Genomic DNA, 21,581 nt, shown 5'->3' on the forward strand with positions numbered 1-21,581 from the left:
CGCATGGTGCAAGGGAGTGCCGATGGCAACCGAGACGACGGCGATCACGCTGCTGTGGGAACAGCCGGCCGCACCGAAACGCGGGCCGAAACCGACGCTGAGCCTGGACACGATCGCGACCGCCGGCATCGAGATCGCCGACGCCGACGGGCTCGCGGCCCTGACGATGCAACGGGTCGCCGAGCGGCTCGGCGTCACGAAGATGGCCCTGTACCGCTACGTGCCGGGCAAGGTGGAACTGGTCGCGCTGATGGTCGATCTGGCGATCGGTGAACCACCGCCGCCGGCCGCGGTCGCCGGCGGCTGGCGGCAGACGCTCGACTCGTGGGCGCGGCAGATGTACGACCGGTTCCGGGCGCATCCGTGGGCCTTGGAGGCCACCGTCGGGGCACGCGCCTTCGGGCCCAACGAACTCGGCTGGCTGGAACAGGCCACCGCCGCGCTGGCCGGTACCGGGCTGGCCGGCTCGGAGATCCTCGACACGGCCGCCACCCTCGCCGGGCACGCGCGGGTGATCGCGCAGCAGGCCGCGGGGACCCCGGCCGGCGCCCCCGAGCAGGCGATGGGTGATGCCATGGGCGCGATGCTGGCCGGGCGCGAAGAGCGCTTCCCCACGCTGTCCGCGGCCCTGGCCGAGCCGGCGGGCAAGGACCAGGCGCTCGACTTCGGCCTGCGGTGCATCCTCGACGGCGTGGAGTTGCTGATCAGCCGCCTGAACTGACGTCTCGGCCCTGGCGGCGGGCCCTGCGGCTCCGTTGTGCGGCCACGGCGCAGGCCGGTGATCCCCCGCGACGGGACCGGGCGCTCGGGCCGCTCACCCGGCGAGGCGACGCCAGTGGCGAAGGTTTCCCTGGGAAGGGGGTCACGGTGAAGCGGGCCCGGGGCGGGGCAGGCCCAGATGCCGGACCACGGGGTGAAGCGGCCGGGGCGAAGCGGCCGGGGCGAAGGGTGAGGCGGGCCCGGGGCGGGGCCGTCAGTAGGCTGGGCTCGTGTTGATCCGCCCCGCCACCGCAGGTGACCTGCCGTCGATGGCCGCCGTCTACGCCCACTACGTGGCCACGAGTGTCGTCACCTTCGACGAGATCTCGCCCGAGCCGGCCTTCTGGGAGAGCAGGCTCGGCGATCTCGACGCGCGGGGCCTGCCGTTCCTGGTGGCCGACGTGGACGGCGAGGTGGCGGGATACGCCCTGGCGAGCCAGTGGCGGCCCAAGCCCGCCTACCGGCACACCGTGGAGGACTCGATCTACCTGGCGCCGGGCCGTACCGGGCAGGGGCTGGGCCGGGCGCTGCTCGGCGAGTTGCTGGAGCGCTGCGCGAAGGCGGGGATGCGGCAGGTGGTGGCGGTGATCGCCGACACCGGTGACGCGGCTTCGGTGGCGTTGCACCGCGCGTTCGGGTTCGTCTCCGCCGGGCGGCTGACCGGGGTCGGCTTCAAGCTCGGCCGCTGGGTCGACACCGAGTTGCTGCAACTCGACCTCACCCGCCACCGGCAGGCCGACGACCGGCGCCGGTAGCCGCGGCCCGCCCGGCAGGTCCCCGGCCGGCGTTGGCGGCCTGGGGCTGAACCGCACCGTTCGGGCACAGGCCGACGACCACCGCCTGTCGCCCTGGCCGTGGCCGCCGGTCGCGGGCCGCCGCCGTGAGCCGCGGACCGACCGCGCTCTCTCATGCGGCCCAGGACCCGGCGCTCGCGGCCGGGCCCCGGCCGTCAGCCGGCCGCGCGGCGCCGACCGGGTGCTACTCGACGACGGCGGCCTGGAGTTTGGCCTCGTCCGTGGCGGCGGGACCGCCGCGCAGCGGGATCTCCTTGATGAAGACCGCCAGCACCGGCACCACGACCGCGAACAGGATCGCCCACCAGAAGATGCCCGAGATGGCGCCCGCCAGCGTCTCGAGGAAGCCGGTGCGCACCTGCGGCGGCAGCGCGCCGAGGGCGGCGGCGTCCATCCGGCCGCCACCGCCGACCATCCGCTCGGCCGTCTGGGCGCCGAACCTGTCGGTCAGCCCGGACAGCAGTTGGTTGTTGAAGATGGCGCCGAACAGGGAGACGCCGAACGAGCCGCCGATGGAGCGGAAGAAGGTGGAGGCGCTGCTGGAGACGCCGAGGTCCTTCTGCTCGACGCTGTTCTGGGCGATGAGCATCGTGGTCTGCATGAGGAAGCCCATGCCGACGCCGAGGACGGCGATGTAGACGCCGGTCTGCCAGGAGGGGGTGTCGACGCCCATCAGCGACAGCAGGAACATGCCGAGCGCCATCACCACCCCGCCGAGCACGGGGTAGGCCTTGTACCGGCCTGTCTTGGTGATCGCCTTGCCGACGAACAGGGACACGACCATCGCCGCTCCCATCATCGGCAGCAGCAGCAGGCCCGAGTTGGTGGCCGAGGCGCCCTGGACGGTCTGCTGGTAGAGCGGCAGGAAGTTGATCGCGCCGAACATCGCGAAGCCGAGCAGGAAGCCGACCGCCGAGATGAGCGTGAAGTTGCGGTTGCGGAACAGCTGCAGCGGCATGATCGGCTCGGCGGCGCGCCGCTCGACGGGGATGAAGAGCGCCAGCGAGACGACGGCGAGCGCGGCGAGGCCGAGGATCTGCGGAGAGCCCCAGGTGTACTCGTTGCCGCCCCAGGTGGTGATGAGCACGAGGGCGGTGATGCCGATGGACAGCAGGGCCGCGCCGAGCCAGTCGATGCGCGCCTCGGTGCGGTGCCTGGGCAGCTTGAGCTTCACGGCCAGCAGGACCAGGGCGACGGCGCCGACGGGCAGGTTGACGTAGAAGGCCCAGCGCCAGTCGAGGTGGTCGGTGATGAAGCCGCCGACGAGCGGGCCCGCGATCATGGCGAGGGACATGACGCCCGCCATGATGCCCTGGTACTGGCCGCGCTCCCGGGGCGGGACCAGGTCACCGATGATGGCCATCGCGTTGACCATGAGGCCGCCCGCGCCCAGGCCCTGGATCGCACGGAAGGCGATCAGCTCGGCCATGCCGTCGGCCGGTCCGCCCAGCATCGACGATCCGGCCATGCCGCACAGCACCGAGCCGATCATGAAGATCACGATCGAGGCCATGAAGATGCTCTTGCGGCCGTAGAGGTCGCCGACCTTGCCCCAGATGGGCGTCGAAACCGTCGTGCCGAGCACGTACGCTGTCACCACCCAGGACAGGTGTGTCAGGCCGCCCAGCTCCTCGACGATGCGGGGCATCGCCGTGCCCACGATCATGTTGTCCAGCATCGCGAGGACCATCGCGAGCATCAGGCCCGGCAGTACCGCCATGACCTCCCGCCGTCGCTCCACGGAATCTCCCCGATTGAGAACGTCCACTTACTTGCCGACCGGCAAGCAGACGCTAAGCTAAGGTCTTACTTGCCGGCCGTCAAGTGAAATTGGACCGAAATGCGAGAAGACACACGGGCGAAGATCCAGGAGATCGCGCTCAGGCTCTTCACCGAGCAGGGCTACGAAGCCACCTCCCTTCGCGAGATCGCCGAAGAGCTCGGCGTCACCAAGGCGGCCCTCTACTACCACTTCAAGACCAAGGACGACATCGTCGCCAGCCTGGCCGAGGACAGGATCGCCGAGCAGGACGAGCTGCTCGCCTGGCTGCGGACCCGGCCCAAGACGGCCGAGACGCGCAGGGAGCTCATCCTTCGCTACGCCGAGCAGCTACGGCGCACGCGCCACCAGGACCTCGGCCGTTTCCTCGAGCGCAACCAGACCTCGCTGCGCGACCATCCGACCCTGATGGCGATGCGCGAGCGGATGATCGCGGTGGCCGAGGAGCTCAGCGGCCCCGACGACCCCATCGCCGTACGGCTGCGCCGTTCGGTGGCGCTGTTCACCCTCCACACCGGGATGTGGCTGACCCAGCAGTACGACATCGGCGAGGACGAGCGCCGCGACATCGCCACCAGGGTGGCCCTGGAGATCCTCGAGGGCCGCGGCGACGATTGAGACGCGGCTCTCGGGGCACGGGCCATCGCATGACAGGGAAAGAGGAGATCGCACGCGTCAAGGAGCTCATCGACGGCTTCTACACCGGCCAGGAACGCCTCAGCCACCTGGAGATCACCAAACGGATGACGGCCGCCGAGTTGCCCGCCGACCTCATGGTCTACTTCGACCTGCTGCCTGACGGCGACTACGACCAGGAGGAGCTCGTCGAGACCCTGAACCAGATGATCATTGACAGGGGCCAGGAGGACGCGGTCGGTCTGATCCCCGAGGTCTGAGGAGGCGCAGTGGAGGCGACCATAGCACTTCGGCTGCCGAGGGACGCCGCGAGCGTGCCGGTGATCAGACAGACGCTCGACGGCACCCTGCGTTCGCTCCATGTCGTGCGGCCGATCAGAGAAGACATCGAACTCATGCTCAGCGAGGCCTGCGCCAACGTGATCAGGCACGCGGTGCAGAGTGACGAGTACACCGTGAGCGCGGGGGTCTATCACGACCGCTGCGTCATCAGGGTCGTGGACACCGGAGGCGGGTTCGATCCGCACAGCGTCGGCGATCCGGCCCCCGGCGCCGAGTACGGCCGCGGCCTGCAGATCATGCGGGCCCTGGCCGACGACGTGCGCTTCACCCAGCGCAGGGAGCACGGCACGATCGTCAGTTTGGAGAAGAAGCTACGTTTCGAGGACGAGGCTCCCTTCCCGACACCGCGGCCATGAGGACGATGGCCAGCAGGACGACGACGGAGACGGCGAGCAGCGCGAGGGCGACCAGCCCGACGACGATCGCCAGGGTGGCGGCGAGGCTGAGCAGTGTCCACACCATGCCGGAGCGGCTGCCCGCGATCGGGTGGGTCATGCCACTATCGAGTGAAATGCCGTATCGAGCGAGATGCCGCTTCCGGCATGACCCTCAGGCCGTCCGGTCCCGCCGCCAGGGCCTCCTTCAGCCGAAACGGCCGGGCAGCAGGTCGAGGCGGCGCAGGATGACACCCTCGCGCAGCGCCCACGGGCACACGATCAGCTTCTCGATCTCGAACAGGTCCATGGTCGCGTCGGCGACGATCGCCCCCGCGGCGAGCTGCGCGGCCCGGCCTTCGGAGACGCCCGGCAGCTCCCCTCGTGCCGAGGCGTCCATCCTGGTCAGCTTGACCGCCCACTCGGCCAGGTCGCTCCTGGTGAGCGAGCGGGAGACGTAGGGCCCCTCGCCGGAGGGCGGGGCGCCGGCGATCCTGGCCAGCTGCTTGAAGGTCTTGGACGTGGCCACGGCGCAGTGCGGGCCGCCGTACCTGACGATGTCGCCGACCCGGCGGGCGATCTCGGCGCGGACGTGCCTGCGCAGCTTGCGCACCTCCTCGGCCGAGGGCGGGTCGGAGGTGAACCAGTCGCGGGTCAGCCGCCCCGCGCCCAGCGGCAGGGAGACCGCGACGTCGGGCTCCTCGTCCATGCCTCCGGCGATCTCGAGCGACCCGCCGCCGATGTCGAGGGTGAGCAGCCTGCCGGAGGACCAGCCGAACCAGCGCCGGGCGGCCAGGAAGGTCAGCATCGCCTCCTCGCTGCCCGACAGGACCTCGATGTCGACCCCGCACTCGGCGTTGATCCTGGCCACGACCTGCTCGCCGTTGGCCGCCTCCCTGACGGCCGAGGTGGCGAAGGCCATGAAGTCCTCGACGCCCTTGTCCTCGGCGATCTGCAGCGCCTCGGCCACGAACGCGCTCAGCCGCTCGATGCCGCGCCTGGACAGGCGGTCGCCGTCCTCCAGGTGCTCCGACAGGCGCAGCTCCTCCTTGTGGGAGTAGGCCGGGATGGGGCGGGCTCCCCGGTGGGCGTCCACCACGAGCAGGTGGACAGTATTGGAGCCTATGTCCAGAACGCCGAGTCGCATGGGCGAACGTTATCGCCCGCGGGGCTGTACGGCGAAGCGGAGGCTGAAGTGGTCGAACAGGGCCGGCGCACCCACCACAGCGACCTCTCGCACGCGCAGGATCTCGGCGAGCACGCGCGTCGCGGTGAGCATCACCAGCCCCTCCCCTGCGCAGCGGGCGGGCCCGTCGCTGAAGGGGACCTGGTCCATGAAGGAGGTGATGACGGCGACGGCGCTGCCCGCGGGCACGGTGATCCCGCGCCAGGTGGTCGGCGCCGTGGTGTCGCGCAGGATGGCAGGCGTCGTGGGCCAGCGCCGCAGCGACTCCAGCACGGACGCGCGCGACCCGGCCTCCTCCCCCGCGTCGCCGGACGGGCCGTCGGGCGACGCGGGGGAGGAGGCCCGCAGGGCCAGTGCCCGCCATGCCGCGATGCCGGCCGCGTCGTAGGCGAACAACCAGTGCGGCACCTGGCCTTCGGCGTGCACGACGGGATCGGCCGGCGTGCGGGCGAGCAGCCCGGCCAGGCTGCCCTCCTCGGCCCTGCGCAGGTGCCCCTCCAGCCGCCGCTGGAAGGCGACCCGCACGTCGGTACGGCGGGCCCGCAGGGAGAACCAGTTGGCGTCGGCCCGCAGCCGGTCCAGCAGCGCGCTGAGCTCCTCGTCGTCGCGGGCCGCGTCGCCGAGCACCACGCGCCGGGCGATCCGCCGGTGCGCCGCCTGGAAGCAGGGCCAGTCGATCACTCCCCGCGTGGGCAGCGCCGCCATCTCCTCGGCCACCTTCGCCCGCACGTCGCCGGCGATCGCGCCGGGGCCGAGCACCTCCTCGTTGAACGCCCGGCGCCGGGCGCGCAGCTCGGGATCCCTGGTGACGAGCACGGCGTCGCTCTGGAAGTGGCCGAACGCGCCCTGTTTCTCCCTGTTGGCGGGGGTGAACTCGGCGCCGTGCAGCGCCCGCCGCACGTCCGCGCCGGTCAGCGGGATGACCGCCCAGCCGCGCAACGGGATCCGCACCAGCAGCGGGCCGCCGTCGTGGCGGTCGCGCAGCCGGGCCAGCAGCCGGTTGGCCCGCTCGTCGGCCCTGAGGAGGGCGGCCAGCCGCACGCCGAGCGGCCGGCGCAGGACGACGCCCTGGGCGACGATCGGCAGCGCCACCTCCAGGGCGAGGCGCAGCGTCTCCCATGGCGAGGTCCGGCAGGGGGGCCGCGTCCGGCGCCGGGGCAGCGGCCTGGTCGGGCGGAGGGCGGGATGGTGGTTGCCCTCGGGGTCGAAGGCGGGCAGGCCGACGGCCCTGTCGCGCAGGCGCAGCAGCGCGATGGTGTGCTCGCCCGCGTTGATGGCGTACAGGTCGTGGTCGAGCCGCTGCGCGGTGAGCCTGAGCCTGCCGTGCCGGTGCCGGTAGCCGCCGGGCAGCACCAGGTCGAGGTCGCGCCCGTCGGCGCCGTCGAGGATGCGCACGAGCGTGGTCTGGCCCGCCAGCCGTACGACGGCCTCGCGCGGGCCCGTGTCGAGCGCGGGCACTCCGAGCGGCGGATGCTCCAGGACCTCGAGAGTCGCGGTGAACAGATCGCCCTCGGTGATTGTCGGCATATTTCCGCGCATACCCTTCCTCGTGGTCATGACACGCGTCGCGGGGGGCGGGGCCCGGTCGTGGCGCGAGTGTCCCTCCTGGCGGCAATAGTCTGACGTCGTGACACGAACCCTTCGCCTGCTGGTGACCGGTGGCGGCACCGGCGGCCACACCTATCCCGCCCTGACCACCCTTGCCGCGGTGCAGCGGCGGCGGGTGCCCCACGACGTTCTCTGGGTCGGTACGGCCAGCGGCCTGGAGGCCAGGATCACCGCCGAGCACGGCATCCCGTTCAAGGCGATCACCACGGGCAAGCTGCGCCGCCGCCCGAACCTGCGCGAGCTGGGCACCAACCTGGCCGACATGTTCCGCATCCCGCTGGGCGTCATGCAGGCGATCGGCCACGCGGCCCGCTACCAGCCCGACGTGGTGCTGTCCACGGGCGGCTACGTCGCGGTGCCCATCGGCGTGGCGGCCAGACTGCTGCGCCGCCCGCTGGTCATGCACGAGCAGACCACGGTCGTGGGGCTGGCCAACCGCATCCTGGCCAGGATGGCCACCCGCATCGCCCTGTCGCACGAGTCGTCGATGGAGCACCTGCCCCCCTCCGCCCGCGACAAGGCGGTGGTGACCGGCAACCCGGTGCGGCCCGAGCTGCTCCACGGCGACCGCGCCGCGGCCTACGACCAGTTCGGGCTGACCTTCGAGGTGCCGCTCATCTACGTGACCGGCGGCGCCCAGGGCAGCAAGCAGATCAACACGATGCTCGCGGAGATCCTGCCGCGGCTGCTGCCGTACGCGCAGGTGATCCACCAGTGCGGGCCCGCGTGGATCGACCAGATGCGCGCCGTCGCGCTGCCGCCCGGGCTGGCCGACCGCTACCACCCCGTCCCGTACGTCGGGGCCGAGCTGCCCGACCTGTTCGCCGCCGCGGACGTGGTGATCTCGCGCAGCGGCGCCGGCACGGTCTCCGAGCTGACCGCGATCGGCAAGCCCGCGGTGCTCATCCCGCTCATCCCGACCGGCGGCGACGAGCAGCGCAAGAACGCCTCCTACCTGGCTTCCGCGGGCGCCGCCCGAGCGCTGCTGGAGCCGAACCCGCCGGCCGAGCTGCTGCTGGCCGAGCTGATGCCGCTGCTGGCCGACCCGGCGCTGCGCGCGGCGATGGCCGAGGCGGCCCAGAGGCTGGGCCGGCTCGACGCCGCCGACGCGCTGGCCGGCATGCTGCTGGAGGCCGCTCAACCGTCCAGGTAGCGGAAGGCCTCGTGGGCTTCGCGCACGCTCCTGCGCAGCGTCTCCTCCAACTGGCCGGCGTCGTCGGCCAGCCGGGAGATCTCCGGTACGGCGAAGCCGTCCGCGCCCGACTCGGCCACCAGCTCCTCGTAGCGCGGCAGCCGGGCGCGCAGCTCCTCGATCTGGCCGCGCGCGTGGTAGGCACGCTCGGCGTCGGCCACGTGGCTCGCGTAGCGCTCCAGCGCCTCGACCCTGGCCACGACCGCCGTCTCGCTGCTGGCCAGCGCCCGCTCCAGCGGCTGGACGGCCCGGGCCACCTCGGGCGCGACGCCGCGCGCGATGAGAGCCTTGTGCTCGGCGCGCAGGGCCGACAGCTTGGCCAGCAGGCGGGCGATCTCCCACTCCTGCTGGGGCAGCAGCACGGCGTTGCGCACCTCGTCGAGCAGCCCTTCGGCGTTGACGTGGGAGCCGAGGACGGAGTTGACCGCCCGCTGGGTGCGCGCCATCAGCGCCAGCGCCTCGGGATCGAAGTCTTCGGGCAGGTGGTAGCGGCCGTCGTACCAGCGGGCCTGCTCGAAGATCTCCTGCTCCTCGGTGTGGTCGTCGCCGGGCTGCGCGCGCGGGGACAGCACCTTGGCCATGAAGAGCAGCATGACCACACCGAAGCTCAGGAAGGCCACCCTGATCGAGCCCGCGACGATGAAGATGATCGCCAGCCCGAGCAGCATGGGGGCGCCCACGAGGGTGGCGGTGTCGAAGGGAGTGCCGGACGGGCGTTCGGGCCCGGGCCGCGGCCGCCATCCGGCCTTGATGCGGGACAGCAGCGGGGCGTTCGCCTTGAACGTCCAGGCGACCTCTTCCGGCACGCCAGGATCGACCACGACCGCTATGTCCTGTCCCGACATTCCCTGGATCATAAGCTTTGCCGGGGCGGGTGTGGAAGAGCGCGACGTGGTGTTCAGGCCTTCATCAGGCCAAGGTTCAGTACACCCCCGCGGCCCTCCAGCATGGCGCGCCTGGCGTGCCGTACCGCGTCGAGGGTATTGCCCGCGGCGCTCGGGGAGTCCTCCACGGACATGCGCAGCTCGATCTCCAGCGGGGTTCCGCCGAACGCCTCGCCGTCGATCCTGATGTAGGCGACCTTCCGGTCCCGCAGGAAGGGGACGTGCTCGGCGCCGACGTGGACCTGGCCGCCGTCCGGCATCCGCCCCGCCGCCATGCCCTGGGCCTTGGTGGCCTTCTTGCCCGCCATCCTGGCCGGGTCCTGCATCGCCTGGAAGTCCATGTTGCCGCCGGCGTTGAGCTGGTAGGTGGAGCGCAGCCGCACTCCCGCGGCGGTCAGCGCGTCCACCAGCGCGCGGTGCACGAGCGTCGAGCCGAACTGGCTCTTCAGGTCGTCGCCGACCAGCGGCAGGCCCGCCCGCTCGAACCTGCCGGCCCACTCGGGCGCGCGGGCCAGGACGGCGGGCATGCAGTTGACGAACGCGCACCCGGCCAGCAGCGCCGCCTCGGCGTACAGCTCGGTGGCCCGCTGGTGGCCGACGGGCAGGTAGCTGACCACCACGTGCGTGCCCGTGGCCCGCAGGACGCCGGCGACCTGCTCGGGCGTCCTGCCGCCCCGCGCGCCCGCGAGGTCGCCGAAGTCCTCGCCGAGGATGCCCTCCTCCACCGGCACGCCCGCGTACGGCACGCGGGCGAAGGCGGCGGCGTTGTTGGGCGCGGCCCAGACGGCCTCCGACAGGTCCTTGCCGATCTTCTCAGGGGTGACGTCGAAGGCCGCGGTGAAGGCCACCTGCCGGACGGCGAAGCCCGCACACTCGGGGTAGTCGGTGTCGCGGTAGTACTCGACCCCCTGCACGAGCGAGGAGGCACAGTTGCCGATGCCGACGAGGGCCACGTTCACAGTGCTCATGAACCGTACATCTTGCCCAACTCGGCCACAGTCTCCCGCATCAGGTCGCGTAGTTCGGCGGGGGCCAGCACCTCGACGCTCGCGCCCATGCGCAGCAGCAGCCAGCGGGCGTGCGGGACGGACTCGATGGGCACGGTGACGGTGCGCCACCCGTCGGGGTCGGGTTCGGGCAGCTCGACCGTGATGCTCATGGTGTAGTCGAGCAGGCTCTCGGCGCCGGGCGCGACCCTGATGACGGCCTCGGCCTTGTACATCTTCTCGCGGAACTCCTTGGCGTACAGGCGCCAGAACTCCGCCAGGTCGAACCCCTGCGGGTGCTCGAACGTGCCGTCGAGCGTCTCCAGACTGAGGACGCGCGAGACCCGGTAGGTGCGCGGCGGGTCGCCGGGCGGCGCGGCGACCATGTACCAGGAGCCGCCCTTCAGCACCAGGCCGTAGGGGTGGACGACCCGCTCGACCACCTGCCGGCCCCAGCGCTGGTAGCTCATGCGGAGCGGGCGCTGGTCCCACACCGCCTCGGCGACCTCGGTCAGGTGGGGGACGTCGTCGGCGTTGCGGTACCAGCTGGGCACGTCGAGGTGGAAGCGCTCGCGCATCCTGGCGGCCTGGGAGCGCGGCTCCGGCGGGAGGGCGGCCAGCAGCTTCAGCTCGGCGTTGGCGGCGAGCTCGGCCAGGCCCAGCTCGGCGGCGGGGCCGGGCAGACCGGCCAAAAACAGGGAGGATGCCTCGGCGGCGGTCAGGCCGTTGAGCCTGGTGCGGTAGCCGTCCAGGAGCTGGTAGCCGCCCGCGGGGCCACGGTCAGCGTAGACGGGCACGCCCGCGGCCGACAGGGCCTCGACGTCGCGGTAGACGGTCCTGACCGACACCTCCAGCTCCTCGGCCAGCTCGGTGGCGGTCATACGGCCACGCGTCTGCAGTAGCAGGAGGAGGGAGAGCAGCCGGCTCGCGCGCATGCCCCCATTCTCGCCGCCCGCGCGCGGCGCCGGGAAAACGACTTGAGCCTCACGTCACGTGAGCCTCTACCGTCCCGGCCATGGAAATCATCGTCCACGACACCTTCACCGCCATGGCCGACCTGCTCCGCCGTCCCCTCGGCGAGCGCCGGGACCTCCTGGCCGGCATGCTCGCCCCCATCCGCGCGGCCATCCCCGTGCCGGGCGACATCGTCGACATCCACCACCAGGGCGCCGGATTCCGCGTCGACCGCGAGGACCCGCGCTATCTTCCCGCCGTCGAGAAGCTCATCGAGCAGGACGTCCCCGGGCAGATCGAGCGCGCGCTCGGCAAGGCCGCCGCCGCCCTGACCGGTCTGGCCGCGCCCGACGCCATCCAGGTGATGTTCGTCCTGGGCCACCCCGACGACGACTACCTCATGAACGTCGTGGGCGGCTACTACGGCATGGGCGGCTCCGGCGACGTGATCTACCTCCTCGCCTGGCCGGACGACGACGTCATCGGCAGGATCGCGCACTGCGCGGTGCACGAGTTCCATCACAACATCCGCTACCGCACCGTGGAGTGGAACCCGGCCACCGTCACCGTCGGCGAGCACGTCGTCGCGGAGGGGCTGGCCGAGGCGTTCGTGCGGGAGCTGTCGGGTCCCGAGGCGATGGGCCCGTGGTCGGCGCGTCCGCTCGACGACGCGGTGTTCGCCAGGATCGTGGCCGACCTCGGCCTGCAGGGCATGCAGAACACGCCCGCCTACGTGCTCGGCGACACGGCGATGGTCAGGTTCGGCCAGGAGCCGCGCGGCATCCCCGACATGGCCGGCTACCCCGCCGGGCTGCGCCTGGTCGACGCGCACCTGCGGGCGACGGGCCGGTCGGCCGTCGAGTGCACGGGCCTGCCCGCCGCCGAGATCCTGTCAACCTGGCGAGACGAAGCCTGACTCGTAGGCGGCGATCACCGCCTGCGTGCGGTCGCGGGCGCCGAGCTTGGTGAGCACGTTGCCGACGTGCGTCTTGACCGTCTCCTGGCTGACCACCAGCTCGGCGGCGATCTCGCCGTTGGACAGCCCCCTGGTCATCAGCCGCAGCACGTCGCCTTCACGGCCGGTCAGGCGGCCGATGCCGGGCACCCCGGTGGCGGGCCTCCGGCGCGCCGCCAGGTCCCTGATCGCGGCGGGGAACAGCAGCGTGTCGCCGGCCGCCACCACCCTGATGGCCCGCACCAGGTCGCCCGGCCTGGTGCGCTTCAGCAGGAAGCCGCTCGCGCCCGCCCGCAGCGCGTCGTAGACGTAGTCGTCGTTCTCGAACGTCGTCACCACGAGCACCTTGGGCGCCTCGGGCAGCGCGACCAGGTTCGCGGTGGCCTGGATGCCGTCGAGGCGGGGCATGCGGACGTCCATGAGCACCACGTCGGGGCGTTCCCTGCGGACCACGGGCAGCACCTCGGCACCGTCGGCCGCCTCGCCGACGACGGTGAGGTCCTCCTCGGACTCGACGATGATCCGCAGTCCGGTGCGGATGAGGTCCTCGTCGTCGGCTATCACGATCTTCAGCGTCACGCTCCCGACCGTAGCGGGAGCCGTACCGACACCTGCCACTCGCCCCGCTCGCCAGGACCGGCGTGCAAGGTGCCGCGCAGCAGCCCGACCCGCTCCCGCATGCCCGCGACCCCGCGCCCGCCACCCCTTCCGCGCGTGGCGGCGGCGGCGTTGGAGATCTCGAGGCTCAGCTCGTCGTCCTGGACGGCGGCGGCCAGCCGGACCGCGCCCCGCCCGTGCTTGATGGCGTTGGTCAGCGCCTCCTGGACGATCCGGTAGGCCTCGCGCGAGACCACGGCGGGCACCGAGGACAGGTCGCCCACCTCGCGCCTGACGTCGGCGCCCGAGGCGCGGATCAGCTCGTCGAGGTCGGCGAGCGTCGCCTGCGGGGCGCGGCCCTGTGCGTCCTCGCGCAGCACGCCGAGCACGTGGTCGAGATCCTCCAGCGCGGCCCGCGCCGACTGCTCGATGGCCTCGAGCGCGGTCCTCGCGGTGGCCGGGTCGCGCTCGATGACCCTGCTCGCGGCGGCGGCCTGGAGGGTGACCACGCTCAGCGCGTGGCCGACCGAGTCGTGCAGCTCGCGGGCCAGCCGGTTGCGCTCGGCGAGCCTGCGGGCCTGCTGCTCGGCGACGGCGAGCCGGTCGGCGGGCGACGGGCCGAGCAGCCTGGGCGCCAGCCGGGCCAGCAGCGCGCCCGCGCCGGCCACCACGGCGACCAGGACCACCGCGATCGCCACCGCCGCCACGGGCATCCACGCCAGCGGCGCATCGCGGCCGAGCAGTCCGGCGGGGTCACCGGTGAGCGGCGCGGCGAGCAGCCACACCACGAACGGCACGATCGCCAGCGTGATCCCGCTCATCAACCCGCCGACCGCCAGGTGCAGCGTGAACCACAGCGCGGTGCGCCGCCGTTCCCCCCAGGTGCGCCGCCCGCCCGGCAGCGGGTCGACCTTCGCGCCGAGCAGCCCCTCGGCCGCCGACACCTCGAACGCCCGCAGCGGCAGGAACAGACCGGTCACCGCGACCAGCGGCAGCACCGCCACGTAGACCAGCACGTCGACGGGGAAGAGCAGCTGCGAGGCGTTGCCGCGGCCGCCGACCGTGCCGCCGACCGTGCCGCTGACCAGCACGCCGAGCATCATGTACGGCATCAGCAGCGCCCCGCCGAGGATCAGGCAGGCCCACCTGCGGGCGACGAGTCTCCATCTCACAGATCGCATTATATGTCGCGGTAATTCACTGCCAGCATAATGCGCTTTTAGCGGAATATGCTCACGGAGAACCGCGACACCACAATTCCGGCTCTCTCGATAACGTCTTATGCGTAACGCGAGAGAAAGGTGGACGCATGACGGAGACCCCTCGCCCGGCCTGGCCGGAGCAGCTTGGCCAGCGACTGCTGAAGGAACGGATTATCGTCCTCGGCCAGGAGGTCGACGACGATATTTGCAATCGCCTGTGCGGCGAACTGCTTTTGCTGGCGGCCGAAGACCCGGTCAGCGACGTCACTCTTTACATCAATTCGCCTGGCGGTTCGATTTCGGCCGGGATGGCGCTTTACGACATGATGCAGTTCGTCCCCTGCGACGTGGCGACGGTCGCGATGGGGTTCGCCGCCTCCATGGGGCAGTTCCTGCTGAGCGGCGGCGCGCCGGGCAAGCGCTACGCGCTCCCCCACGCCCGGATCGTCATGCACCAGCCGCTCGGCGGCATCGGCGGCACCGCGGCCGACATCCAGATCCAGGCCGAGAACCTGCTCTACACCAAGCGACTGATGGCCGAGCTGATCGCGCAGCACACCGGCCAGCCGCTGGAGCGCATCCAGGCCGACTCCGACAGGGACCGGTGGTTCACCGCGCAGGAGGCCAAGGAGTACGGCTTCGTCGACCATGTCGTCACGCACGCGGACGGGGTGATCAAGGTATGAACGCGCGCTACGTGCTGCCCTCCTTCACGGAGCGCACCAGCTACGGCATCAAGGAGATGAACCCGTACAACAAGCTGTTCGAGGACCGGATCATCTTCATCGGCACGCCGATCGACGACACCCTGGCCAACGACGTGATGGCGCAGCTGCTGACGCTGGAGTCGCTCGATCCTGACCAGGACATCCAGCTCTACATCAACTCGCCGGGCGGGTCGTTCACCTCGATGAGCGCGATCTACGACACGATGCAGTTCGTCAGGCCGCAGGTCCAGACGGTGTGCATCGGCGAGGCGAGCTCGGCGGCGGCCGTGCTGCTGGCGGCGGGGGCGCCGGGCAAGCGGGCGGCGCTGCCGCACGCGCGCATCCTGCTCCACCAGCCGGCCACCGAGGGGGCCAGCCGCGGGCAGTCGAGCGACCTGGAGATCCACGCGCGGGAGATCCTGCGGATGCGCGACCAGCAGGAGGAGATCCTGGCCAAGCACACGGGGCGGTCGACCCTCGACATCCGCAGGGACATCGAACGCGACCGCTTCATGACGGCCGAGCAGGCCAGGACCTACGGGCTGATCGACGACATCTTCGCCGGCCGCAAGAAGACCCTGACGCCGGCCTGACCCTCCGGCGGCTCGGCCGGCTTCCCGGCCCGCCGGCCTCCCGGCGGCTCGGCTTCCCGGCGGCTCGGCTTCCCGGCGGGTCGGCTTGATCGGCCCGCTTGATCGGCCGGGTTGATCGGCCCCTTGATCGGCCGGGTTGGTCGGCCGGATTGACCGGGGGGCACAGCGGGGCGTTCGCGGGTCACAGCGGGCGCCCACGCCGGTCCCGGCGCTGACGATGGGCTCGCGCCGGGGCCGGACCCCGCCCCCACCCCAGCAATTCTGGAAATGTCGTGACATGTAGCCTGCTCTGCGTTCTGTGACGCAAGCGGGGGGAGTGGCGGCGTGTCGCTGGAGCAGGTCATCGTGCTGCTGGTGGCCGCCGCGGGAGCCGGCTGGATCGACGCCGTCGTCGGCGGCGGCGGGCTGCTCCAGCTTCCCGCCCTCATGGTGGCGGGCGTCCCCACCGTCCAGGCGATCGCCACCAACAAGCTGGCCGCCATCTTCGGCACCGCCTCCGCCGCCGTCACCTACGCCCGCACCACCAAGCTCGACCGCGAGGTGGCGGTGCCGGCGGGCGCGCTGGCCGTCCTCAGCTCGGGGCTCGGGGCGACGGCGGCCGCGGCCATCTCCTCCGGCGTCCTGCGCCCGCTGGTGATGGTCGTCCTGCTGGGCGTGGCGGCGTTCGTGACCCTGCGCCCCTCCTTCGGCGCGCTCCCCCAGCCGCACCTGCGCACCCGCACGCGGGTCGGGGCGGCCATCGTGGCGGCCGGGGTCGTGATCGCCTTCTACGACGGCATCATGGGTCCCGGCACGGGCACCTTCCTGATCATCGCGTTCACCACCATCCTCGGGCTGGACTTCGTGCACGCCTCGGCCACCGCGAAGATCATCAACACCGGCACGAACTTCGGCGCGCTGCTGGTCTTCGGCTTCCAGGGCCACCTGCTGTGGGGGCTGGGGCTGGGCATGGCGGCCTGCAACATCGCCGGCGCCCAGCTCGGCGCCCGCATGGCGCTCAGGCGCGGCGCCGGGTTCGTGCGGGTCGTGCTGCTGTGCGTGGTGGTGGCGATGGTGGCCAGGCTCGCCTGGCAGCAGTTCGCCTGAGCTCAGATCGGGTTGCCCTCGCCGTTCTCGTCACCGGGCGTCTGCCCTGGCGTGTTGCCGCCCGTGTCGCCGGGAGAGGGGCTCGGTCGCGGGTTCTGCGGCTCCGGCGAGACCGGCACCGGGGGCGGGCTCGGCACGTACTCCGTCGGCGGCAGCGGCCGCGGCAGCGGCGCGCTGTCGTCGTCCCCGCCGAACAGCAGCAGCGCGATCACCGCGCCCAGCACCACGAGCAGCGCCAGCACCCCGGCCGCGACCAGCACCCTGGCGCGCGTCTCGGTCAGCGGCGCGCGCGGGCGCGGCGGCGCGGGCAGCGCCGGCGCCCTGTCGGCCAGCCAGTAGGGCACGAAGTCGGGCCCGTGCACCTCGCCGATCAGCGTGCCGCCGACCAGCACGGGCTCGAGGAAGCGTTCGGCTCCCGGCCGTCCGGGGACGTACGGCACCGCCACCCACGGCGCCTGCCCCAGGTCGGCCTCGACGACGGGCGGCCCGTCGGCCATGGCCCCTCTGTTCCGGGCGCGGGCGACCCAGCCGCGCCGTCCCGAGGCCGCGCGGATCGCCGTCACGAACCGCTCGCGCGCCGAGGGGTCGAGCGCCGCTCCCCTGGTGAGAAGGGCGATCGACACCGCCCGGCCGTCGGCGGCCTGGCCGAGGTAGACCAGGCCCGCCGGAGCGGTCGACAGCCGTGCCTGCACGGCGAAGCCCCCGAGGCGCGGCGGGTCACCGTACTGCAGCGGAACGGCCATGCGAGTCATCAAAGCACGTATACCCGGCGTGCCGGGGCGTGCACCCATAAGCCTTGTTTGGTGGAATAGCACTCATGAGCACTGCCGAAGAGCTGTCGACGGGTACCGACGCGGCCGTGCTGCGTCAGACCCTTGAGGAGGTCCGGCGGGTCATCGTCGGCCAGGACCACATGGTCGAACGCCTGGTGGTCGCGCTGCTGGCCCGTGGCCACTGCCTGCTCGAGGGTGTGCCAGGGGTGGCCAAGACGCTGGCCGCCGCCACCCTGGCCACCGTGGTGGGCGGCACGTTCGCCCGCATCCAGTTCACCCCGGACCTGGTGCCCAGCGACATCGTCGGAACCCGCGTCTACCATCCCTCCAGCGAGCAGTTCGACATCGAGCTCGGCCCCGTCTTCGTCAACTTCCTGCTGGCCGACGAGATCAACCGCGCGCCCGCGAAGGTGCAGTCCGCGCTGCTCGAGGTGATGGCCGAGCGCCAGGTCACGCTGGCGGGCATCACGCATCCGCTGCCGAAGCCGTTCATCGTGCTGGCCACCCAGAACCCGATCGAGTCGGAGGGCGTCTACCCGCTGCCCGAGGTGCAGCGCGACCGGTTCCTGTTCAGGGTCAAGGTGCCGCACCCGAGCGCGCAGGAGGAACTGGAGATCCTGCACCGGATGAGCGTCACCCCTCCGGTGCCCGAGCGGATCCTCGATCCCGAGCGGCTGCTCGCCCTGCAGCACCAGGCCGAGCTGGTCTCGGTGCACCAGCTGGTCGCCGACTACGTGGTGCGCCTGGTCATGGCCACCCGCTCGCCCGCCGAGTACGGCATGCCGGAGCTGGCCGACACCATCGAGGTGGGCGTCAGCCCGCGCGCCACGCTCGGCCTGGTCTCGGCCGGCCGGGCGCTGGCGGTGCTGCGCGGGCGCGACTACCTGCTGCCCGACGACGTGCGCGACGTGGCGGTGGACGTGATGGGCCACCGGCTCATGCTCACCTTCGACGCCCTGGCCGACGGCGTCGACCCCGAGCAGGTGATCAGGCAGATCCTGCACGCCGTACCGCCTCCGCTGGTCGTGTGGAACCAGAACAGGTGACCGCGCCGTGACGAACCAGGCCGAGCAGGCGCTGCGCAGGCTCGAGCTGACGGTCATCAGGAAGCTCGACGGCCTGCTGCACGGCCAGCACGCCGGCCTGCTGCCGGGGCCGGGCAGCGAGGCCGGCGACAGCCGTGTGTACGTGCCGGGCGAGGACGACGTGCGGCGCATGGACTGGGCGGTGACGGCCCGCACGACGATCCCGCACGTGCGCGACCTGATCGCCGACCGGGAGCTGGAGACGTGGGCGCTGGCCGACCTGTCGCCCAGCATGGACTTCGGCACCGCCGGGACCGACAAGCGCGAGCTGGTGGTCGCGGCGATCGGCGCGATCGGGTTCCTGACCAGCCGGATGGGCGACAGGTTCGGCGCGCTGGTGCTGCACGACGACGCGCTGCACCGGATGCCCGCCAGGACGGGCCGCCCCGCCCTGTACGGCCTGCTGCACTCGCTGGCCGGCGCGCCGCGCGGCCGGGCCGTACCGGACGCCCCCGACCTGGCGGAGGGCATCGACGTGCTGGCGGCCATGCGCAGGCGGCACGGGCTGCGGGTGGTGGTCTCCGACTTCCTCGACGCGCACCCGAGCCTCGACCCGGACGCCGAGCGGGTGTGGGAGCGGCCGATGAGACGGCTGGCCGCCCGCCACCAGGTGCTCGCGGTCGAGGTGATGGATCCCCGCGAGATGGAGCTTCCGGACGTCGGCACGGTGGCGTTCACCGACCCGGAGACTGGGCACGTAAGCGACGTACACCTCTCGCCGCGGGTACGCGCCGCCTACGCCGAGGCGGCCGCCCTGCAGCGGGAGGGCACCCGGGCCGCGCTGCGCAGGGCCGGGGTGGCCCACCTGGTGCTGCGCACCGACCGGGACTGGGTCTTCGACATCGCGCAGTTCACGCTGCGCCAGCGGCGCATGGCGCACCTGGCACACCGGAGGGCGGGTACGTGAGCGAGCATCACGCGGCAGGCGGCAGGGAGCAGGAGGGTCCGTGACGTTCCTCGCGCCGGCTTATCTGTCGCTGTTCGCCCTGGTGGCGCTGGTGGTCGCGGCGTACGTGGCCGCGCAGTTCGGCAGGCGCCGCTACACGGTGCGTTTCACCAACCTGGCGCTGCTGTCGCTGGTGGCCCCGCGCGCGCCGGGATGGCGGCGGCACGTGGCCCCGCTGCTGTTCCTGCTCATGATGAGCCTGCTGGTGGTGGGCGCGGCCAGGCCCGCCGACCAGGTCCGGGTGCCGCGCGACCGGGCCACCATCATCGTCGCGCTGGACGTGTCGCTGTCGATGGACGCCAACGACGTGCAGCCCAGCCGCATCGCGGCCGCCAAGGTCGCCGCGCAGTCGTTCGTCCGCGGGCTGCCCGAGCGCTTCAACGTGGGCCTGGTCTCCTTCGCCCGCTCGGCCAACGTGGTCATCTCCCCCACCACCGACCGCCCCGCCGTCGTCACCGCGCTGGCGAACCTGTCCACCAGGCCGGGCACCGCGATCGGCGAGGCGGTCTTCAACTCGCTGGAGTCGATCCGCTCCTTCGACCAGCGCGCGGTCACCGACCCGCCGCCGGCCGCGGTCGTGCTGCTGTCCGACGGCGACAACACCTCGGGCCGCTCGGTGAACGAGGCCATCGACGCCGCCAAGCAGGCCAGGGTGCCGGTCTCCACCATCGCGTACGGCACGCAGGACGGCACCGTCATGATCGACGGGCGGCCGGTGACCGTACCGGTGAACAAGGCGACCCTGCAGTCGCTGTCGGAGGGCACCGCGGGCCGCGCCTACTCCGCGGAGTCGGGCACCGAACTGCGCGAGGTCTACGAGCAGATCGGCACCTCGCTCGGTTTCAAGACCGTCAGCCAGGAGATCAGCCAGTACTTCATCGTCGCGGCGATCGTCGTCGGCCTGCTGGTGGCGGCCGCGGCCATCCTGCTGGGCCATCGCATTCCCTGAGGGCGGTAACGTTTTCCCACGTGGCCCACTACTTCGAGGAGCAGCCGCAGGCGGCGAGCAGACCCGCGTCCGTCGACCTGGTCCTGCCCGACCTGCACCTGCGGCTGGAGACCGACAGGGGCGTCTTCTCCCCCGATCGGATCGACCTCGGCACCCGCATCCTGCTGGAGAGCGTGCCGAAGCCGCCGCAGGAGGGCGACCTGCTCGACCTGGGCTGCGGCTACGGCCCCATCGCGCTGACCATGGCCACCCGCGCGCCGGGGGCGACCGTCTGGGCCGTCGACGTCAACCGCCGCTCGCTGGAGCTCACCCAGCGCAACGCCGAGGCCGCCGGCCTGGCCGGGGTGCGGCCGGCGCACGTCGACGAGGTCCCCGAGGGGCCGCGTTTCGCCGCGATCTGGTCCAACCCGGCCATCCGCATCGGCAAGCAGGCGCTGCACGAGATGCTGACCCGCTGGCTGACCAGGCTGACTCCCGACGGGGTGGCCTACCTCGTGGTGCAGAAGCACCTCGGCTCCGACTCGCTGCAGCGCTGGCTGTCCGAGCAGGGCTGGCAGGCCACCCGCCACACCTCCCGCGCCGCGTACCGAATCCTGAAGGTGACCCGATGAGAAAGCAGCTGCGCCCGACCGACGTCAAGCGGCTCAACCGCACATGGCGTCGCAGCACGGAGAACCGTCTGTCGATGATCATCGAGTCGGTGACGGGGCCGTTCAACATCGGCTCGATCTTCCGCAGCGCGGCCGCGTTCGGCGTCGACCAGATCTGGCTGGCCGGCAACGCGACCCCGCCCACCAACCCGAAGGCGGGCAAGACCGCGCTCGGCACCGACCGGCTGGTGGCCTGGAAGGACGCCGTGCCCGTGCTCGACGCGGTGCGCGAGGCCAAGGACGGCGGCTACACCGTCATCGCCATCGAGCTGACCGGCGAGGCGCGGCCGCTGCACAGGACCAACCTCGACCGCGACGTGTGCCTGGTGGTCGGCAGCGAGGACCACGGCTGCTCGCCCGCCCTGCTGGAGGCCGCCGACCTGGCCGCCTACATTCCGCAGGTCGGCAGGGTCGGCTCCTTCAACGTCGGCGTGGCCGCCGCCATCGCGCTGTCGGAGGCGCGCCGGCAGGAATGGAGTAAATTGCCCGAGTCGTAACCAGGGTGACATGACGGGCCGGGCTCACAACCGGCATACTCGCCGT

At 72.1% G+C, this 21,581-nt stretch carries 25 protein-coding genes; 15 read left to right on the forward strand and 10 right to left on the reverse strand.

The genetic code is table 11. The features are described 5' to 3' along the window. The first annotated feature begins 22 nt into the window (after window positions 1-22). Both ABZX22_RS08235 and ABZX22_RS08240 read left to right on the forward strand, forming a co-directional pair. A complete protein-coding gene (locus ABZX22_RS08235; RefSeq protein ID WP_354906906.1) occupies window positions 23-721 on the forward strand; it encodes a TetR/AcrR family transcriptional regulator in 699 nt (232 codons plus the stop codon). Between the two features lie 268 nt (window positions 722-989). Then, window positions 990-1,514, forward strand: a complete 525-nt coding sequence (locus ABZX22_RS08240) for an N-acetyltransferase family protein (RefSeq protein WP_354906907.1) — start codon at window positions 990-992, stop codon at window positions 1,512-1,514. A gap of 223 nt (window positions 1,515-1,737) precedes the next feature. Here the strand turns inward: ABZX22_RS08240 and ABZX22_RS08245 are convergent, their stop codons facing one another. Next, window positions 1,738-3,294, reverse strand: a complete 1,557-nt coding sequence (locus ABZX22_RS08245) for an MDR family MFS transporter (protein WP_354906908.1) — start codon at window positions 3,292-3,294, stop codon at window positions 1,738-1,740. Window positions 3,295-3,393: 99 nt separating this feature from the next. Here ABZX22_RS08245 and ABZX22_RS08250 point away from each other — a divergent pair, with 99 nt between their 5' ends. From ABZX22_RS08250 to ABZX22_RS08260, 3 genes are read left to right on the forward strand one after another with little or no spacing between them, the layout of a single operon-like run. Then, the gene (locus tag ABZX22_RS08250; RefSeq protein ID WP_354906909.1) at window positions 3,394-3,951 is read left to right on the forward strand and encodes a helix-turn-helix domain-containing protein; all 558 of its coding nucleotides are present in this window, start codon (window positions 3,394-3,396) and stop codon (window positions 3,949-3,951) included. A 29-nt stretch (window positions 3,952-3,980) separates the two neighbouring features. After that, complete coding sequence (locus ABZX22_RS08255) at window positions 3,981-4,229, forward strand: hypothetical protein (protein WP_354906910.1); 249 nt, start codon at window positions 3,981-3,983, stop codon at window positions 4,227-4,229. Between the two features lie 9 nt (window positions 4,230-4,238). Beyond that, entirely contained in the window at window positions 4,239-4,667 is a 429-nt protein-coding gene (locus tag ABZX22_RS08260) for an ATP-binding protein (RefSeq protein WP_354906911.1), read from the forward strand. Here ABZX22_RS08260 and ABZX22_RS08265 read toward each other — a convergent pair. From ABZX22_RS08265 to ABZX22_RS08275, 3 genes are all read right to left on the reverse strand, one after another. Beyond that, entirely contained in the window at window positions 4,606-4,806 is a 201-nt protein-coding gene (locus tag ABZX22_RS08265) for a hypothetical protein (protein ID WP_354906912.1), read from the reverse strand. The genes ABZX22_RS08260 and ABZX22_RS08265 overlap by 62 nt on opposite strands. Window positions 4,807-4,893: 87 nt before the next feature. Continuing rightward, window positions 4,894-5,832: a Ppx/GppA phosphatase family protein gene (locus ABZX22_RS08270; protein WP_354906913.1), complete on the reverse strand. Its 939-nt coding sequence runs from the start codon at window positions 5,830-5,832 to the stop codon at window positions 4,894-4,896. Between the two features lie 9 nt (window positions 5,833-5,841). After that, the gene (locus ABZX22_RS08275) at window positions 5,842-7,398 is read right to left on the reverse strand and encodes a hypothetical protein (protein WP_354906914.1); all 1,557 of its coding nucleotides are present in this window, start codon (window positions 7,396-7,398) and stop codon (window positions 5,842-5,844) included. Between the two features lie 100 nt (window positions 7,399-7,498). Between ABZX22_RS08275 and murG the strand changes: the two genes are divergently transcribed. Beyond that, a complete protein-coding gene (gene murG / locus ABZX22_RS08280; protein WP_354906915.1) occupies window positions 7,499-8,632 on the forward strand; it encodes an undecaprenyldiphospho-muramoylpentapeptide beta-N-acetylglucosaminyltransferase in 1,134 nt (377 codons plus the stop codon). On the opposite strand, the gene ABZX22_RS08285 is transcribed toward murG, so the two are convergent. From ABZX22_RS08285 to ABZX22_RS08295, 3 genes are read right to left on the reverse strand one after another with little or no spacing between them, the layout of a single operon-like run. Further along, complete coding sequence (locus tag ABZX22_RS08285; RefSeq protein ID WP_354906916.1) at window positions 8,617-9,516, reverse strand: hypothetical protein; 900 nt, start codon at window positions 9,514-9,516, stop codon at window positions 8,617-8,619. The genes murG and ABZX22_RS08285 overlap by 16 nt on opposite strands. 53 nt (window positions 9,517-9,569) lie before the next feature. Then, window positions 9,570-10,523, reverse strand: a complete 954-nt coding sequence (locus ABZX22_RS08290) for an inositol-3-phosphate synthase (protein WP_354906917.1) — start codon at window positions 10,521-10,523, stop codon at window positions 9,570-9,572. Next, window positions 10,520-11,476 (reverse strand): YafY family protein, encoded by a 957-nt coding sequence (locus ABZX22_RS08295; RefSeq protein WP_354906918.1) that lies wholly within the window; start codon window positions 11,474-11,476, stop codon window positions 10,520-10,522. The genes ABZX22_RS08290 and ABZX22_RS08295 overlap by 4 nt, the downstream gene beginning before the upstream one ends. Window positions 11,477-11,556: 80 nt before the next feature. Between ABZX22_RS08295 and ABZX22_RS08300 the strand changes: the two genes are divergently transcribed. Next, window positions 11,557-12,411 carry a DUF2268 domain-containing putative Zn-dependent protease gene (locus ABZX22_RS08300; RefSeq protein WP_354906919.1) on the forward strand — a complete coding sequence of 285 codons (855 nt, stop codon included), beginning with the start codon at window positions 11,557-11,559 and terminating at the stop codon, window positions 12,409-12,411. Here the strand turns inward: ABZX22_RS08300 and ABZX22_RS08305 are convergent. Both ABZX22_RS08305 and ABZX22_RS08310 read right to left on the reverse strand, forming a co-directional pair. After that, complete coding sequence (locus ABZX22_RS08305) at window positions 12,388-13,029, reverse strand: response regulator transcription factor (protein ID WP_354906920.1); 642 nt, start codon at window positions 13,027-13,029, stop codon at window positions 12,388-12,390. The two genes, ABZX22_RS08300 and ABZX22_RS08305, sit on opposite strands and share 24 nt — an antisense overlap. Beyond that, window positions 13,026-14,228 carry a histidine kinase gene (locus ABZX22_RS08310; protein ID WP_354906921.1) on the reverse strand — a complete coding sequence of 401 codons (1,203 nt, stop codon included), beginning with the start codon at window positions 14,226-14,228 and terminating at the stop codon, window positions 13,026-13,028. Before ABZX22_RS08310 ends, ABZX22_RS08305 begins: the two co-directional genes overlap by 4 nt. Window positions 14,229-14,356: 128 nt before the next feature. Between ABZX22_RS08310 and ABZX22_RS08315 the strand changes: the two genes are divergently transcribed. From ABZX22_RS08315 to ABZX22_RS08325, 3 genes are all read left to right on the forward strand, one after another. Beyond that, a complete protein-coding gene (locus tag ABZX22_RS08315; RefSeq protein ID WP_354906922.1) occupies window positions 14,357-14,935 on the forward strand; it encodes an ATP-dependent Clp protease proteolytic subunit in 579 nt (192 codons plus the stop codon). Next, window positions 14,932-15,549 (forward strand): ATP-dependent Clp protease proteolytic subunit, encoded by a 618-nt coding sequence (locus ABZX22_RS08320; protein WP_354906923.1) that lies wholly within the window; start codon window positions 14,932-14,934, stop codon window positions 15,547-15,549. The genes ABZX22_RS08315 and ABZX22_RS08320 overlap by 4 nt, the downstream gene beginning before the upstream one ends. A 324-nt stretch (window positions 15,550-15,873) precedes the next feature. Continuing rightward, window positions 15,874-16,635 carry a TSUP family transporter gene (locus ABZX22_RS08325; RefSeq protein ID WP_354906924.1) on the forward strand — a complete coding sequence of 254 codons (762 nt, stop codon included), beginning with the start codon at window positions 15,874-15,876 and terminating at the stop codon, window positions 16,633-16,635. A gap of 2 nt (window positions 16,636-16,637) precedes the next feature. On the opposite strand, the gene ABZX22_RS08330 is transcribed toward ABZX22_RS08325, so the two are convergent. Further along, window positions 16,638-17,378 carry a hypothetical protein gene (locus tag ABZX22_RS08330; RefSeq protein WP_354906925.1) on the reverse strand — a complete coding sequence of 247 codons (741 nt, stop codon included), beginning with the start codon at window positions 17,376-17,378 and terminating at the stop codon, window positions 16,638-16,640. 74 nt (window positions 17,379-17,452) lie between these two features. On the opposite strand from ABZX22_RS08330, the gene ABZX22_RS08335 reads away from it, so the two are divergent. Genes ABZX22_RS08335 through ABZX22_RS08355 form a run of 5 tightly spaced genes read left to right on the forward strand, consistent with a single transcriptional unit; the run spans window position 17,453 to window position 21,535 of the window. Beyond that, window positions 17,453-18,454 (forward strand): AAA family ATPase, encoded by a 1,002-nt coding sequence (locus ABZX22_RS08335; protein ID WP_354906926.1) that lies wholly within the window; start codon window positions 17,453-17,455, stop codon window positions 18,452-18,454. Window positions 18,455-18,461: 7 nt separating this feature from the next. Beyond that, window positions 18,462-19,400: a DUF58 domain-containing protein gene (locus tag ABZX22_RS08340; RefSeq protein WP_354906927.1), complete on the forward strand. Its 939-nt coding sequence runs from the start codon at window positions 18,462-18,464 to the stop codon at window positions 19,398-19,400. Between the two features lie 40 nt (window positions 19,401-19,440). After that, a complete protein-coding gene (locus tag ABZX22_RS08345) occupies window positions 19,441-20,388 on the forward strand; it encodes a VWA domain-containing protein (protein ID WP_354906928.1) in 948 nt (315 codons plus the stop codon). Between the two features lie 20 nt (window positions 20,389-20,408). Beyond that, complete coding sequence (locus tag ABZX22_RS08350; RefSeq protein WP_354906929.1) at window positions 20,409-20,999, forward strand: methyltransferase; 591 nt, start codon at window positions 20,409-20,411, stop codon at window positions 20,997-20,999. Further along, complete coding sequence (locus ABZX22_RS08355; protein WP_354906930.1) at window positions 20,996-21,535, forward strand: TrmH family RNA methyltransferase; 540 nt, start codon at window positions 20,996-20,998, stop codon at window positions 21,533-21,535. The genes ABZX22_RS08350 and ABZX22_RS08355 overlap by 4 nt, the downstream gene beginning before the upstream one ends. Window positions 21,536-21,581: the final 46 nt, after the last annotated feature.

The sequence above is a fragment of the Nonomuraea sp. NPDC003804 genome (assembly GCF_040610675.1).
Taxonomy (GTDB): Bacteria; Actinomycetota; Actinomycetes; order Streptosporangiales; family Streptosporangiaceae; genus Nonomuraea.